11 protein-coding genes, 1 tRNA gene and 1 pseudogene are annotated in these 14,704 nt (G+C 71.9%); 2 read left to right on the forward strand and 11 right to left on the reverse strand.

Features of this window, described 5'->3' with window-relative positions; genetic code table 11:
* Nucleotides 1-162 precede the first annotated feature (162 nt).
* The 6 genes from ABD811_RS08150 to ABD811_RS08175 form a co-directional block, all read right to left on the reverse strand.
* Nucleotides 163-1,353: a sensor histidine kinase gene (locus tag ABD811_RS08150; protein WP_344943234.1), complete on the reverse strand. Its 1,191-nt coding sequence runs from the start codon at nt 1,351-1,353 to the stop codon at nt 163-165.
* A 50-nt stretch (nt 1,354-1,403) separates the two neighbouring features.
* The gene (locus ABD811_RS08155; RefSeq protein ID WP_344943237.1) at nt 1,404-2,057 is read right to left on the reverse strand and encodes a response regulator transcription factor; all 654 of its coding nucleotides are present in this window, start codon (nt 2,055-2,057) and stop codon (nt 1,404-1,406) included.
* Nucleotides 2,058-2,190: 133 nt separating this feature from the next.
* Entirely contained in the window at nt 2,191-4,272 is a 2,082-nt protein-coding gene (locus ABD811_RS08160) for a hypothetical protein (RefSeq protein WP_344943240.1), read from the reverse strand.
* A gap of 15 nt (nt 4,273-4,287) precedes the next feature.
* The gene (locus tag ABD811_RS08165; RefSeq protein WP_344943242.1) at nt 4,288-4,545 is read right to left on the reverse strand and encodes a hypothetical protein; all 258 of its coding nucleotides are present in this window, start codon (nt 4,543-4,545) and stop codon (nt 4,288-4,290) included.
* A gap of 22 nt (nt 4,546-4,567) precedes the next feature.
* Complete coding sequence (locus ABD811_RS08170; RefSeq protein ID WP_344943245.1) at nt 4,568-4,951, reverse strand: SCP2 sterol-binding domain-containing protein; 384 nt, start codon at nt 4,949-4,951, stop codon at nt 4,568-4,570.
* Between the two features lie 1,146 nt (nt 4,952-6,097).
* Nucleotides 6,098-6,170, reverse strand: a tRNA-Arg gene (locus ABD811_RS08175).
* Nucleotides 6,171-6,794: 624 nt separating this feature from the next.
* Between ABD811_RS08175 and ABD811_RS08180 the strand changes: the two genes are divergently transcribed.
* On the forward strand, nt 6,795-7,832 hold the full coding sequence (locus tag ABD811_RS08180; RefSeq protein WP_344943248.1) for a D-alanyl-D-alanine carboxypeptidase family protein: 1,038 nt from the start codon (nt 6,795-6,797) through the stop codon (nt 7,830-7,832).
* Between the two features lie 450 nt (nt 7,833-8,282).
* Here the strand turns inward: ABD811_RS08180 and ABD811_RS08185 are convergent, their stop codons facing one another.
* The 3 genes from ABD811_RS08185 to ABD811_RS08195 all read right to left on the reverse strand — a co-directional run bounded on the left by ABD811_RS08185 (nt 8,283) and on the right by ABD811_RS08195 (nt 12,038).
* Nucleotides 8,283-8,888 carry an SAF domain-containing protein gene (locus ABD811_RS08185; protein ID WP_344943251.1) on the reverse strand — a complete coding sequence of 202 codons (606 nt, stop codon included), beginning with the start codon at nt 8,886-8,888 and terminating at the stop codon, nt 8,283-8,285.
* On the reverse strand, nt 8,885-9,721 hold the full coding sequence (locus tag ABD811_RS08190; RefSeq protein ID WP_344943254.1) for an S-methyl-5'-thioadenosine phosphorylase: 837 nt from the start codon (nt 9,719-9,721) through the stop codon (nt 8,885-8,887). The genes ABD811_RS08185 and ABD811_RS08190 overlap by 4 nt, the downstream gene beginning before the upstream one ends.
* A gap of 160 nt (nt 9,722-9,881) precedes the next feature.
* Entirely contained in the window at nt 9,882-12,038 is a 2,157-nt protein-coding gene (locus tag ABD811_RS08195; protein ID WP_344943257.1) for an MMPL family transporter, read from the reverse strand.
* A gap of 693 nt (nt 12,039-12,731) precedes the next feature.
* Between ABD811_RS08195 and ABD811_RS43910 the strand changes: the two genes are divergently transcribed.
* On the forward strand, nt 12,732-12,914 hold the full coding sequence (locus tag ABD811_RS43910) for a hypothetical protein (RefSeq protein ID WP_425549383.1): 183 nt from the start codon (nt 12,732-12,734) through the stop codon (nt 12,912-12,914).
* A gap of 14 nt (nt 12,915-12,928) precedes the next feature.
* Here the strand turns inward: ABD811_RS43910 and ABD811_RS43915 are convergent.
* A pseudogene (locus ABD811_RS43915) lies at nt 12,929-13,111 on the reverse strand (FmdB family zinc ribbon protein); the annotation flags it as partial.
* Between the two features lie 98 nt (nt 13,112-13,209).
* Nucleotides 13,210-14,694, reverse strand: a complete 1,485-nt coding sequence (locus ABD811_RS08205) for a potassium/proton antiporter (RefSeq protein WP_344943262.1) — start codon at nt 14,692-14,694, stop codon at nt 13,210-13,212.
* Between the last annotated feature and the right edge of the window lie 10 nt (nt 14,695-14,704).

Consider the following 14,704-nt stretch of genomic DNA (forward strand, 5'->3'; position numbering starts at 1 on the left):
CCCCCCGTTCCCGTTCGACCGCGCCACTTGACCAGTTGAACCCCGCCACCTGCACGGCATGGGGGCGCGGAGTTTCGGCTGTGAGGCTCTGCCCGCCACGACGGTGCGCGCTTGGAGGCGACGACCACCGAAGCCCCATGTGCCGGCCGGTGGTGCGCCGGATCACCTTGAGGCTTCGGGAAGGGACTCAACGGCCGGGACCGGGGGCAGCGCCGGGAGGGCCACGGTCACGGTGAGCCCGCCGTCCGGGTTCGCCGTGGCGCGCACGGTGCCGTCGTGGGCGCGGGCGACGGCCGCGACGATGGACAGGCCGAGCCCCGCGCCGTCGCCCGAGCCGGTCCGGTCCGGGTGCAGCCTCCGGAAGGGCTCGAACAGGGCACCGACCTGGTCCGGCGGGACCCGCGGACCGGTGTTGCGGACCACCAGCCCGGTGCCGGGGGACACCTCCACCAGGACGTGCCCGCCGGGGTGGTTGTGCCGGATCGCGTTCTGCACCAGGTTGGCCACCAGCCGCGTCAGCAGCACCTCGTCGCCGGGGACGGTGACCGGGCGCGCGGCGAAGCCGGCCTCGACGGTGACGGCGCCGCGTTCGGCGAGCGGGCGATGGTCCTTGACGACCTGCTCCACCACGACCGTGAGATCCACCGGGGCGCGGGCGTCGAGGCCGCGTTCGCCCTGGGCCAGGACGAGCAGGCCCTCGATGAGCCGTTCGGACCGCTGGGTGTTGCGCAACAGCTCGGCCCGGATCCTGGCGACCTTCGCGGGGGAGGGGTCGGCCAGGCCGACTTCGATGGCGGTCCGCTGGACGGCGAGCGGCGTGCGCAGCTCGTGGGAGGCGTTGGCGACGAAGCGGCGCTGGCTGGCCACCGCCTGTTCCAGCCGGTCCAGCATCGCGTCGAAGGTGTCGGCGAGTTCCTTCAGCTCGTCCTGCGGCCCGGTGAGCGCGATGCGTTCGTGGAGGGTGGACAGCGACAGCCGGCGGGCGGTGGCGGTGACGCGGTGCAGCGGCCGCAGCAGCCGCCCGGTGAGCCACCAGCACACCGCGAACGCCAGCACCGTGATCACCGCGATCGTGATCAGGGTGATGAGCCGCTGCGAACTCACCAGGCTGTGCTGCAGTTCGGTCCTGCCGTCGTTCAGCTCGTCCGCACCTGGCACACCGCCCCGCGGCGCCTCGTAGGGGACGACCGAGCACGGCGCGTGGGCCGGCCGCGCGTGACACGGGACCGTGCTGGCCACCCGTTTGGGGAAGTCCTGCACCCGCCGCCCCACGACGACCTGCTCCACCTGCTGCGCGGCCACCAGCACGCCGCCGGTGATGACCGTGAACACGCCGCTGTAGAGCAGCGTCATCCGCGTCCGTATCGACCCCCGGATGCCCGACCAGACGGCCCGCACCGGACTCACAGCCGGTACCCGCTTCCCGGGACGGTGACGATGACGGGCGGGTCGCCGAGCTTGGCCCGCAGCTTGCTCATCGTCACCTTCACGACGGTGGTGAACGGGTCGGTGTGCTCGTCCCAGGCCCGTTCGAGGAGCTCCTCGGTGCTGACGACCATGCCCCGCGCCTGCATCAGCACCTCCAGCACCGCGTACTCCTTGCGCGACAACGGCAGGAAGCGGCCGTCGCGGACGGCCTGCCGCCGCGCGGTGTCCAGGGTGATGCCGGCGCGTTCCAGCACCGGAGGCAGCGGCGGGCCGGCCCGCCGGCCCAGCGCGCGGATCCGCGCCACCAGCTCGTCGAAGGCGAACGGTTTGGCCAGATAGTCGTCCGCTCCCAGATTGAGCCCGGTGACCCGTTCGTGCACCGCGCCGGAGGCGGTCAGCATCAGGATGCGCACCGTCTCGCCGCGCTGGGCCAGCTCGCGGCAGATCTCGTCGCCGTGCATGTGGGGCAGGTCGCGGTCCAGCACGAGCACGTCGTACTCGTTGACCGACAGGCGTTCCCACGCGGCCGCCCCGTCATAGGCGACGTCGACCGCCATCGCCTGCTCGCGCAACCCCTCGGCGACCAGGTCGGCAAGGAAACACTCGTCTTCGGCCACCAGTATCCGCATGCTCCCATTGCCCCAGAGACGCGATAAGGCGGCGGTTAACACACCCGCTGACCTCGGGTGTCGTTCCGGCCGGGCCGGTGCGGTGCCGCGAGCTACCGCCGCCCGAGCACCGCGCCGACGCGACCGACCCGGCTCAGCTCAACCGGGTGGGTGCGCTGGTGGCCTCGGAGCTGGCGAGACCGTTCGTCGCGATCACCTTGAAGATGAGCTCACCGCGCGCGGCCGGACCGGCCGCCGCGGGCTGCGGCAGGTGGAAGGGCGGCTGCTCCAGGGACACCCCCACGGTCTCCCAGGTGTCGCCGCCGTCCCGGCTGACCTGCAGCGCGAACGTGTGGCCCGCCTCGGCCGGCCGGTCGAGATCGACCGCGATCCGCACCCCGTCCTGCACCGGCAGCACCCGGACCGAACCGATCCGCGGCGGCGGGCCGCCCAGCCGGAAGCTGTCCACCACCTGGTCGCCGACGAGCAGCTCGATCGCCGAGGCTCCGGCCGGGACGGTGACGACGGCGTCGACGATCCCGGTGCGAGCGTCGCCGCTGCCCAGTTCCGAGTTCAGCTTGACGGGGACCGGATGATCGACGAGAGACCTCCCGTCCTGGTCGACCACCCGAACTACGGCTTCGGCTCCTTCCTGCCGCGGGGACGGCTCCAGGTTCGGCACCGCGTTGACGTGGGAGATGGTCCCGCGCCGCCGGGTCAGGTCGACCTGGGCGACGACACTGGCGGTCGCCTCCTCCGGTTCCGGCCCGGCCGGCTCCTTCGCCCGCGGCCCGGCCGCGGGGACGACCCCGGGGAAGCGCCGCTGGTCGGGACGGCCGCCACCGCCCGCGGCGGCGACCTGCGGGATCCGGGCCCGTCCGGCCCGCCTGGCCGCGGAGGGCAGGGCGTCCTCCTGCCGCAGGCGCTCCCTGATCCCCAGGTAGGTGTAGACCGACAGCCACTGGCGATCGCAGTAGGTCATGCAGTCGTGCCACTGGGTGCCCGGCAGCGCCCGCAACGGCAGGGCGTTGGTGGGGTCACCGACGTCGAACCCGGCGAACCCGTCACCGGTCGCCGACAACTGCCCCGCGGGGAACGGGTAGTTGTTCAGGTCGTCCTGCGACTCCCCGCAGAACCCCGGATGCAGCCTGCCCAGCGTGTGCCCGATCTCGTGCCCTCCGTACCAGTCGCCGTACGACCCGTCGAGGTCCCAGCCCCAGCTGTTCGGCCCGGTCGGCCCGCTGGCCACGGTCCCGGGGTCGGGTGCGCCCGTCGGAATGCCGGCCGCGCATCCCCGCATGAAGAAGCCCGCGTCGCTGACCAGCCCGTAGTAGTGGGTGCGCGCGTCGGTGCCCGCGTTGACGTCCACGGCGCGGATCGCGGCCAGCTGGGCGTTGATGTCACCGCAGCCGAACGGCGGAACCGCCGTCGCCGCGACGCTGCCCTGGGTGCTCTGGACCTCCGCCACCGGGTACGCCCGCCCCAGCCAGGACAGCAGCAGGCGCATGTCGCGGTCGGTCGGCGCCACCGTGCTCGGCGGCGTGCCCCACTGGTAGGTGAAGGCGATCACCCGCACCCGAAGCGGCGCGCCCTCGTGGAAGTAGAGGATCGGCCGCCGTTCGCCGCCCACGGACAGGCTCGCCCCGGTCAGCGCGTCGGTCACCCGGTTGATCCGCAGTGTCAGCGGGCCGGGCGGAACGTCCGCGCCGGACAGGACGAAGTTCAGTGTCCGGGACGCGTCCGAGCGGGCGAGCGCGACGTTGCCGGCGTCCGCGGGGTTCAGCGTCACCGTGTTCTCGGACAGCAGGATCTCCTCCGGGCCGCCGGCCGAGTGCCGCGCCGTCAGCTCACCCGAGACCGTGACCGGCGCGGTGCCGTGGTAGCTCAGGTAGACGCGCACGACCGTGCGTTTCCGCGCGATGAGCGGCACCGAGTGGGACAGGTCCTGGATCGCCTGGGTCACCTCCATCGCGTCCATCTGCAGCGGCTGCGCGACGACGTCGGGTGCCGGCAGCTCCACCCCCGTGATCTTGGAGGAGTCGTCCGCATGGAGCACCTTGACCTGCCGGCCCCCCAGGATCGCGTCGACCAGCGCGTCACCCATCCCGCTGTCGCCGGACTCCGGAGGTTCCAGGGTCAGCAGCTCGGCGTGCGCGTCGTCGACGCCGATCCACGTGCAGGCCATCGGTCCCGACAGCCAGGTGAACCGTTGGACGAAGCCCTGCGTCTCGGCCATGGCCTTCTCCTTCGGCTACACCGGATCGATCTCGAGTGTGAGGATCTTGGCGTCGTCGCTGGCATGCGAGGCCCGGACCTCCCGGTAGTTGGTGGCCGCGCCGGACAGCATCTGGGTGAGGCTGGCGGCCAGCGAGATGTCGGGCGCCGTGCCGTCGTTGGTCACGGTGAGCAGCTCGACGTTGGCGGGCGTGGGCCCGATCCATGCGCAGGTGAACGCGGAGGACGCGGCGACCCGCTGGACCAGGCCGACCGTCTCGACCGTGTCGGCCATGACAGTGTTCCTTTCGTGCGGCTTACAGCGGGTGCTTGAGCAGCCCGAGTTCGAGGGCGACGTCACTGAGGTAGCGAAGGTCGCCGCGTACCTGCAGGCCCCCCTGCAGGAAGCGTTCGCGGGCGTCGATCTCGCCGTCCAGGATCGCCCGGACGGTCTCGGCGTCTCCCATCACCTCGACCACCGGCGGTTCGTCGGAGCGGACGGCCCCGGCCTCGCTCCTGGATACCGCCGCCTCGCCGCGCTGGGTGGAGAGCACGTACGTCCCCCCGCCCGCACCGGACAGGTGCAGCAGGGCGTGACCGTCGCGCAGCCCCCGCGTCTTCTCGAGCCTGCTCGCCAGGTTCTCCAGCGACCGCTGGACGGCCTCTTGCCCACCGGCGCCGGAGGCGGGTGTCGCGTTCATCTTCGTCCCCCCGTCGATTCGCGTCGACCTGAAGAAATTTACAGCTATTCCGACTTGTCTGTAGAGACATCGTAAGCATGGCTTCGTCGGCCCAAATAGACGCATTGACTACTCTTTGCGGTCAAATGGTGGTCTGATCGTTTGGTAACGGTTTGGTGCAAGCTTCAATAATTGTCAGGACGTACGTCCTTTCCACCGAGACCGCCACGACGCCCCCCGGAGACCTGGCCCAGAACAATGGCCCCCGGCCACCCGCCCCCCTCCCGAACGACCGAAGCCCTGACCCACAACTCCTTCAGGGAGACACCGCCCACAGGCCACGACGCCCCCCGACCAGCCGGTCATAGGCCGGCTGCAGGCACCTCACGTCGGCCGTGCGCGGGGCCGGTCGTGCTACTGGGCGACAAGCGCTACCCCGCCCGCCGTATCCGGCACATCTGCGCCCCCGCGAGATCCCCGCGGCGACTCCCGAACGCCGTGACCAGCTCGCCAACCGGGCCCGCAAGGACAACCGGGACGGCAAGGACAACCGGGACGGCATGCACCGCTTTTTGACACCGCAACGTGGTCGAACACTGCTTCGGCAACCTCATCCGGGCTCGCCACCCGGTCGCCGTCGGGCGTGCTCGGCGACCCGACCGCCACCGCCCCCGCCGAGGGCGAACGGAAGGCGCGGAGGGCGGCGCGGGCGTCGTCCAGGTCGGCGGGCGTGACTTCGCCGGCGACTGTCCACCACACCGGGAACTGGCCCCACGACGGCGGGACTGGGGTCGAATTCGTCACCCGGCGGGAGGTCGGCGAGGTCATGGCTGACCACGAGCAGCGTGCCGCCGGGGGCGACCGCGTCCAGCAGGCCGCGCAGTGCCGCGTTTATCGCTGGGCCGTCGGCCTCATGTTCTGGCTCCGCCACCACGAATTGTCGGCCCCTGGTCGAGCGCGACGGGCAAGTGTGCCCAGGCGCGGGTGAACATTGACCGCACTCGCGGCAGGTCAGCGGTGGCAAGGGTCAGATGCGGGTAGCGGGTGAAGAGTCGCTCCAGGGCGATGCGAGCTTCGAGGTCGGCCAGGTCGCACAAGGCCGCATACGACAGAGAGTCCCTGACCGGCGTTCGCTGGTCAGGGACTCTCTGGTGCTGGTCACCCGTGTGCCCCCGGCAGGATTCGAACCTGCGACACCCGCTTTAGGAGAGCGGTGCTCTATCCCCTGAGCTACGGAGGCCTGTCTCGCTAGAGCCTAGCGGACAGCACATACAGGGTAGGGGAAGCGGCGAGCGATCGCGCCCCCTTAAACGGTGTCCTCTAGGCCGGATCCGGCGCTGCCGGTACGCTTCGGTGCCGTGACGGGACGGCATCGTGGTGGACCAATGGCGGAGGGCGCCGATGGGCGGCGGCCACGTAGAGGGCTTCTCGTCGGTGGTGGGGTCGTCGCGGTCGTCGTGGTGATCGGAGTGGTGGGGGTGCGCCGGGACGCGCCGCCGGCCGAGCCGGAGACCGCCGCTACGGCGCAGGCGCGGGTGGCGCCGTCGCCGGTCCCCATTGATCCGACGGTCGGGGAGTACGTGCCGCCGCGGCCGACGCCGACGTCGCGTTCGACGCCGCCGCGGAAGGCCGCCGCGTCGCCGCGGAGCCGGCCGACCGTCTCACCGACGCAGCGGGAGCGGCGGCGCCAGCGGGAGCGGCCACGGATGTGCCCTCCGCGCTGGTCAGAGCACCCGTTCCTTCGCGAATGGTGTCAAAGGAATGGTTACCGCACTCGATGACCTCGGTTACGCCCAGTTCATGGTGAAGCTGTAGTAGCGTTCCTGCCGCTGTTCCCCGCTTCAGGCATCAGGAGGAATCCGACGTGCCAGTTCCTCGGTCGGCGGCGCTGACCGCGGTCTTCCTGGTGATATTCGCCGTGGTCGGCGCGCCGCACACGGGTGCCGCCACGCGCCAGCGCGACACCGTGGACTCGCTGCGCCGTGAGGCGGACAAGGCGCGCACGGAACTGCAGAAGGCCACCCGCCAGATGGAGGACCGCAAGAAGGAGCTGGCCGGCTCGCAGGCCAAGCTGCGGGACACCCTCAAGGACCTGGCGGCGGCCGAGGCCGAGCTCAACCGGATCCGCCAGCCGGTGGCCCGGCTGGCCAACGCCTCCTACCAGCAGCCGGGGGCCGGGGGCGCGATGTCGATCTTCTCTGGGGAGGCCGGCGAGGGGCTGCGGTCGACGGCGGACATGGCCTACATCGCCGGAGGGCGGCAGGCGCTGGTGCGACAGGCCGACGACCTGCAGCAGCGGCGGCAGCGGCTGGCCTCGACGGCGCAGGAGCTGCAGTCGCGCAACGCCGTGGCGCAGACCAAGCTGGAGCAGCAGGTCCAAGGCCTGCGGGACAGGTCGGAACAGCTCACCAAGCAGCTCACCGCGATGCTCGACCGGATGCGCGCCGACCGCGACAAGCGCCTGCAGGCGATGTGTCCCAAGTACTTGGCCGCGGGCGCCCGCAGGTTCCCCAACGGGCTGATCCCCTCCCGTTACCTGTGCCCGCTGCCGCAGCGGGGCGAGCAGTTGCGGGCGGACGCGGCGTTGGGCTTCTACAAGCTCAACGACGCCTACAAGCGGCGGTTCGGACGCGACATTTGCGTGACCGACTCCTACCGCAGCCTTTCGGAGCAGCATCGGGTGTACGCGGAGCGACCCGGGTTCGCGGCCGTCCCCGGCACCAGCAACCACGGCCGCGGTCAGGCCGTCGACCTCTGCGGCGGCGTGCAGATCGCGGGCTCTGTGCAGTTCCGCTGGATGGAGGCCAACTCGAAGAAGTACGGCTGGTTCCACCCCGCCTGGGCCTACAGCAATCCCTTCGAGCCGTGGCACTGGGAATTCGGCTCCGAAGGCGACGACTGAGCGCCCCCTCGCAGCTAAGCCCCCTCCATCTGTGTGGTGACGCCCCTCACCGGTCGAGGCGCTCACGCAGGCCGCGTGCACTGCCGGCGACGCTGGACGGCCAGCGCACCAGGCTCGTCCAGACGCGACGGGACGGCCGCCTAACCACGCGACGCCAAGTGCCCCGCAGCGCCGCCAACTACCGCGTCAGCTACCTGACCCGACCGGCAGCCCGCGCAGCGAGTTTCCAAAGGTCTTGGGTGGCGCGCTGCTGGTGGTTCGCTTCGGTGTTGGGGTGGCTGGACCGGTGGGGTGTGTCGTCCCGCTTGGCATCGACTGGGGGGCTGGCAGACGGGGCTGAGTGTCCGGGTGTGGCGAGCGTCGGGTCGTTGAGCGGTCCGGCGGCCTGTAGCGCGGTGCGGACCGGAGAATATCAACTTTCGGTTTCGCCGGTATAGGGGGCCATCCGGTTCACCAGCGGCTGTCGTCCTGCGGCGGGTCGGCCGGCGCGCCGGAGATCGTCACGGACAGGGAGGAGCCTGCCGCGGCCAGAGCGGCGGCCTGGGGGCGGTCTGTGGCCAGGACGATCAGGGCTCCCTGGTCGGAGCGAGGCCTGGGTACAGCCACCACCGGGGCCGAGGAGACCACCGTGCGGGAGAACGGGGTGTCGGGTGACGGCGTGGTGAGCACGTCTATTCGGTCGCCGGGGCGGAGGAGGCGTGCCACCCCCGCGTCCGCGATGCGGATGGGGGTGGCGACCGTGTTGGCGCCGTAGCCGCGCAGGAGGCCACTGGTCAGCAGGCGGGCGTCGGTGAGCGGCTCGCCCCGGCGCATGGGGCCCGCGAGGGTGCGGCCGACGGCGTTCGCGCGTAACGCCCCGGCGGGGACGGCGTCGGGCGGCAGCGACAGCGGGCGCAGGTCGCGGGCGCTCAGGACGGTGCCGGACGGCAGGTCGCGGGCGGCGGCCAGCACCCGGACGGTGGCGACCGGGGGCGGGCGCAGGGCCAGCACGGCCAGGCCGGTGGCGAGCGCGGCTGACAGCGCCGCCAGGGGCCGTCGGAGACGGGGCGCCCTCACGGCAGCTCCAGGGGCAGTTTCATGCCGTCCAGGACGTTCGGGCAGGCGCAGTCGCGGGTGGCGGGCAGGGACTGGACCAGCTCGGCGACCAGGACGCGCAGTCTGTCGATGTTGGCGGCGAAGACGCGCAGGACCTCCTCCATCGTCACGCCCTCGCCCTCCTCGATCCCGGCGTCCAGGTCGGTGACCAGGCACAGCGGCGTGTAGCACAGCGCCAGCTCGCGGGCCAGGACGGCCTCGGGGTGGCCGGTCATGCCCACCAGCGTCCAGCCCTGCGCCGCGTACCACCGCGACTCGGCGCGGGTGGAGAACCGAGGGCCTTCGATGACGACGAGGGTGCCGCCGTCGACCGGTTCCCAGCCGGCTTCGCGGGCGGACGCGACGGCGACGCGGCGGCCCGCCGGGCAGTACGGGTCGGCGAACGACAGGTGGATGGCGGCGCCCTCGTCGTAGAACGTCTGCGTCCGCCCGGACGTGCGGTCGACGAGCTGGTCGGGGACGACGAGCGTGCCGGGGCCGTGCTCGGCGACCAGCGAGCCGACCGCGCTGGGGGCCACCACCTGGCGCACGCCGAGGGACCGCAGCGCCCACATGTTGGCCCGGTAGGGGATGCGGTGCGGCGGGAAGCGGTGGTCGCGGCCGTGCCGGGGGATGAAGGCGACCCGGCGGCCGCCCAGCACCCCGAGGGCGATGCGGTCGCTGGGCGGCCCGTACGGGGTGTCGACGTCGACCTCCTCGACGTCGTCGAGGAAGGAGTAGAAGCCGGAGCCGCCGATGACCCCGATCTCGGCGGCGGGCTCGGAGGGGGAGGGCTGCGAAACGAATGTGGACATGGCGCCGACACTAGCCATCCGCGACATCCGGCCGGGAGCCTCGTCTCCGATTGTGGATAACCGGCCTGGTGATCTTCGTCGCGGGCGCGGGACGGGCCCGACGCGAAGGGGCCCGACGCGAAGGGGCCCGGCGTGGCGCCGGGCCCCTTCAGGGTGAGGGTCAGCTCACCGGGGTCAGGAGTTCGGCCGAGTCGGGCTCGGTGGACGAGCGGTGCCGTCCCAGAGAGCTGGGGAGCCAGATGCGGCGTCCGAGGTCGTGCGACAGGGCGGGCAGGAGGAGCGACCGGACGATCAGCGTGTCGAGCAGCACGCCGAAGGCGACGACGAAGCCCATCTCGACCATGCCGACCAGCGGCAGGGTCGTCAGGGCGGTGAAGGTGGCCGCCAGCACCAGCCCGGCCGAGGTGATGACGCCGCCGGTGACGGTGAGGCCGCGCAGTACCCCGCGGCGCGTGCCGAGGGCCTGCGACTCCTCCCGGACGCGGTGCATCAGGAAGATGTTGTAGTCCACGCCCAGCGCCACCAGGAAGATGAACGCCAGCAGAGGGAATCCGGCGTCCGCCCCCTCGAAGCCGAACACGTGCCGGAAGGCCAGTGCGCTGGCGCCCAGGGAGGCCAGGAACGACAGCACCACTGTGGCCATCATCAGCAGGGGGGCGACCAGGGCCCGCAGCAGCGCGACAAGGATGAGCAGGACCACCGCCAGGACGATCGGGATGATCACGAGGTTGTCGCGGTCGGCGGCGCGGTTGGTGTCGAGGGAGGTGGCGGTGGCGCCGCCGACCTTGGCGTCGGCGCCGGGCACCGCGTGCACCGCGTCGCGCAGGCGATCGACGGTGCGCTGGGCGGCCTTGCTGTCGGCGGGGTCGCGCAGCGTCGCCTCGTACTGCACCAGGCCCGCGGCGGTGACCGGACGGCTCAGCTCGGCCACCCCGGGCGTGCCGGAGACGGCGGCGGCGACCTGCCGGGACGCGGAGGCCTTGGCGATGACGACGGCGGGAACGCCCGAGCCCGCCGGGAAGTGCCGGGCGACGGCCTCCGCGCCGGCCACCGAGTCGGGCTTGTCGACGAACTGGCCGGCGTCCGACAGCCCCTGCGCCCGCAGCGAGCCCAGCCCGAAGACCAGCGCGACCAGGCCGATCGACGTGACGGCCCAGATCACCCGAGAGCGGCGGCCGACCAGCCCGGCCACGCGGCTCCAGACGCCGTGCTCGGCCTCGTACGCCTCGGGTGCCAGGTACCTGGCGTCGTAGCGGGGCACCAGCGGCCAGAACAGCCACCGTCCGCAGATCACCAGCAGGGCGGGCAGCAGGGTGGTGATGGACGCCAGCGCGGTGATCACGCCGGCGGCGGCGACCGGGCCGAGACCCGCGGTGGAGTTCATCTCCGCGGCCAGCAGGCACAGCAGGCCGGCCGCGACGGTGGCGGCGGAGGCGATGATCGCGGGGGCGGCGCGGCGCAGCGCGAACTCCATGGCCTCGTGCCGGTCGGCGTGCCGGTGCAGCTCCTCGCGGTAGCGGGCGACCAGCAGCAGCGCGTAGTCGGTGGCGACGCCGAACACCAGGACGGTCAGGATGCCCGCGCTCTGCCCGTTGACGGTCAGGTCGGCGTACCGGGCCAGCAGGTACACCACCGACTGGGCCAGGCCGAGCGCGACCAGGGCGCTCAGCACGGGGACGATCCACAGCAGCGGGCTGCGGTAGATGAACAGCAGCAGGACGATCACGACGATGCCGGCGGCCATGAGCAGGAAGCCGTCGATGCTGTCGAAGACCTTGAACATGTCGGCGCCGCCGCCCGCCGGGCCGGTGACGTGCGCCGCCAGCCCGGGCGGGCCGCGCTCGGCCAGGTCGCGGGCGTCGTCGACGGCCTTGACGACGTCGACGTCGGTGAGCGGCACGAGGGTCTGCAGGGCCTTGCCGTCCTGGCTGGGGAACGGCCCCTGGGGGCGCTGCGCGCCCGGCAGCCCGGCGAACGCCGCGACGTCGGACCGGGCCTTGGCCTGGTCGGCGGCGGTGATGCCGGACGGCCGCTCGTAGACGATCACGGCGAGCATCGTCTCGTCGTCGCGGAACCGTTCCTGCAGCTTGACGACCTGCGTGGACTCGGCGCCGCCGGGCAGCCAGGAGGCGGCGTCGTTCTCCTCGACGTCGCCGAGCCGGCCGGCGAGCGGGCCGAGGGCGGCCAGCAGCACGACCCAGAGGGCCAGCACGACCCACTTGGTGCGCCGCCCGGCGATGATCCCGGCGAGGCGGCGGGCGGGTCCGGGGCCGGGGCCGCCGGGTTCGGGGGGACGAGCGTCGGGGGGTGCGCTCATGGTTTCTCCTGGAAGAGTCGAGATATGTCGCGTCAGCGGATCGCGGGGTCAGAATGTCTCGCCTTTGGAGAGTTGTCAAGTACTATCGCGAGTTCTCGGCCGAGGGGCGGCCGGACGCTGCGTCGGACGGTTCTCCGCTGGACCTGGCCATCGTCCGCAGTGGAAACGAAGGCGGTCGTCCCGCGCTGGATGGGAGTGGCGCTACCTCCGAAGAGGCACGCGTCCGCCCCCGTCCTACTTCGCCAGACGTAGGGGACGGGGGCGGAGGGGGGCCGTCGCCCACGCATGAGGATGCGGGCAGGGGACGGCGGCACTGCGCAGAGGAGGAGGAAAGATGTGCTTAGCGCCCATGCTGCTCTCCCACCGTGGCCAGCAGGGGGCACGGTGGGACGGGGCGTCAGGCGGGTGGGGAGAAACGCCGCCGCACGTGGGGGCGGCTCAACGCGGCTACGCCTCGCGGAGGAGGCGGCATCCGTCCGCTGTACGAGGCGTCGTCAAACGTAACGAGCGCCTGGGGGCGGGCAGGCGATGACGCCGGCGACGGGCCGATTCCGGTCAGAAGCCGGAGGGCGCGCCGGCGGGAGAGAAAAGGAAGGCGAGGACGTCCGAAGGACCATGGGCGGCGGGTGCGGCTCCTGGGAAACCGGCCATGATCCTTCGGATCGGGTACGTCCGCGGACCGGTCAGGCGACCTTGCTCGACGACGACGAGGAGGACGAGGACGAGCTCGACGACGAGCTCGACGAAGAGGACGAGCCGTTCGAGCCCGACGACTCGGACGTGCTCGAGGAGGAGCTCTTCGAGCCGTTCGACCCCGAGCCGTTGGAGGAGCTGCGGGTCGAGGACGAGCCGGAGCCGCGGCTGTCGGTCCGGTAGAAGCCGGAGCCCTTGAAGATGATGCCCGCGGCGGAGAAGACCTTGCGAAGCCTGCCGTCGCACGCCGGGCAGTCCGTCAGCGCGGCGTCGCTGAACTTCTGCACGACCTCCAGAGGCTCGCCGCACTCGGTGCAAACGTACTGATACGTCGGCACGGTTCCTCCTCGCTGACTCAGCCCGGTTGCGCGGGCTGGCACTCACCTAGAACGACTGCTAATGGTACCCATGCGTGGAACACGATTTGCGCGCGGCCTGTTCCCACAGGTCGCGAGCCCTGGTGGCCAGGGGGAGCCGGCTATGTCCCCGTCTCACCGAACCAACCGGCCAGCTTGCCGCGGCGGCTGACGGCCCGCAGGCGGCGTTCCGTGGCCTCCCGTACGGCCGCGGTCGTGACCACCAGCATCGTGTCGCCCGCCTGCAGCGCCGTCGTCGGCTCGGGGACGAAGCTGGCCCCATCCCGCACGATCAGCGTGATCGAGGCGCCCTGCGGCAGTCGCAGCTCGAAGATCTCCACGCCGTTCAGCAGCGAGTCGCGGGGGACCCGGACCTCCAGCAGGTCGGCGTGCAGTTCCTCCAGCGGGGCGGCCTCGACGTCCAGCTCGCGGGCCTGTTCGTCGCTCTTCAGACGGCACAGGCGGGCCGCCAGCGGCAGCGTCGGCCCCTGCAGCAGGGTGAACACCACGACGATGGTGAAGACGATGGAGAAGAGCCGGTCGGCGCCCGCCACGTCCTCCACCATCGGGATGGTCGCCAGCACGATCGGCACGGCGCCGCGTAGGCCCGCCCAGGAGGCGAACGCCTTCTCGCCCAGCGACAGCCCGAATCCCGTCGTCGACAGCAGCACCGACACGGGGCGGGCCACCAGCAGCAGGACGAATCCGGCCACCAGAGCGGGAACGATCTGCGCGGGCAGTTCCTCGGGGGAGGCCAGCAGCCCCAGCATCACGAACAGGCCGATCTGGGCCAGCCAGGCGATTCCCTCGGCGAACCCCCGGGTGGCGGGACGGTGCGGAAGGCGTGCGTTGCCCAGCACCAACGCGCTGACGTACACGGCCATGAAGCCGCTGGCGTGCAGAAGGGTCGCGGCCCCGTAGGAACCGATCGACAACGACAACACCGCGATGGGGTAAAGACCGGATGCGGGCAGGGCGACCCGGCGAAGCGCGTACGCCCCCAGCCAGCCGATGACGCATCCCATGACGGCGCCCGCGGTCAGCTCGTACACCATGATGCCGACCAGTTCCGCCGGGTTGGGCGCGCCGGTGTGGGTGCTGAGCCAGACGACGACGATGACGACGGGTGCGTCGTTGAATCCGGACTCGGCCTCCAGCAGTCCGGCGAGCCGGGACGGTAGCGGCAGGCGGCGCAGCACGGAGAACACCGCGGCGGCGTCCGTGGGGCCCAGTACGGCCCCCAGCAGGAACGCCAGGCGCCAGTCCATGTCCAGGAGCCAGTGCGCGGCGACCGCCACGATGATCACGCTGATGAGGGTGCCGAGCGTGGAGACGGCCAGCGCGGCGGGTACGGACGGCCGTACGTTGCGCCAGTTGGTGGTGATGCCGCCCTCGGCCAGGATCAGGACCAGCGCGGCCAGCCCCAGCACCTCTGCCAGTTCGGCGTTGTCGAAGCGCAGGCCGATGGGCCCGGACTCGCCGAGGAACAGGCCGATGCCCATGTACGCCAGGAGGGTCGGCAAGCCCGCCCGGTGGGACAGCCGGACCGCGAGGATCGCTATGAGTACAAGTGTCGCGCCGAAGAGTAGCCAGAGGTCGAGCCGCACATCCCTCCCC

This window comes from Actinomadura miaoliensis (genome assembly GCF_039536785.1).
Taxonomy (GTDB): domain Bacteria; phylum Actinomycetota; class Actinomycetes; order Streptosporangiales; family Streptosporangiaceae; genus Spirillospora; species Spirillospora miaoliensis.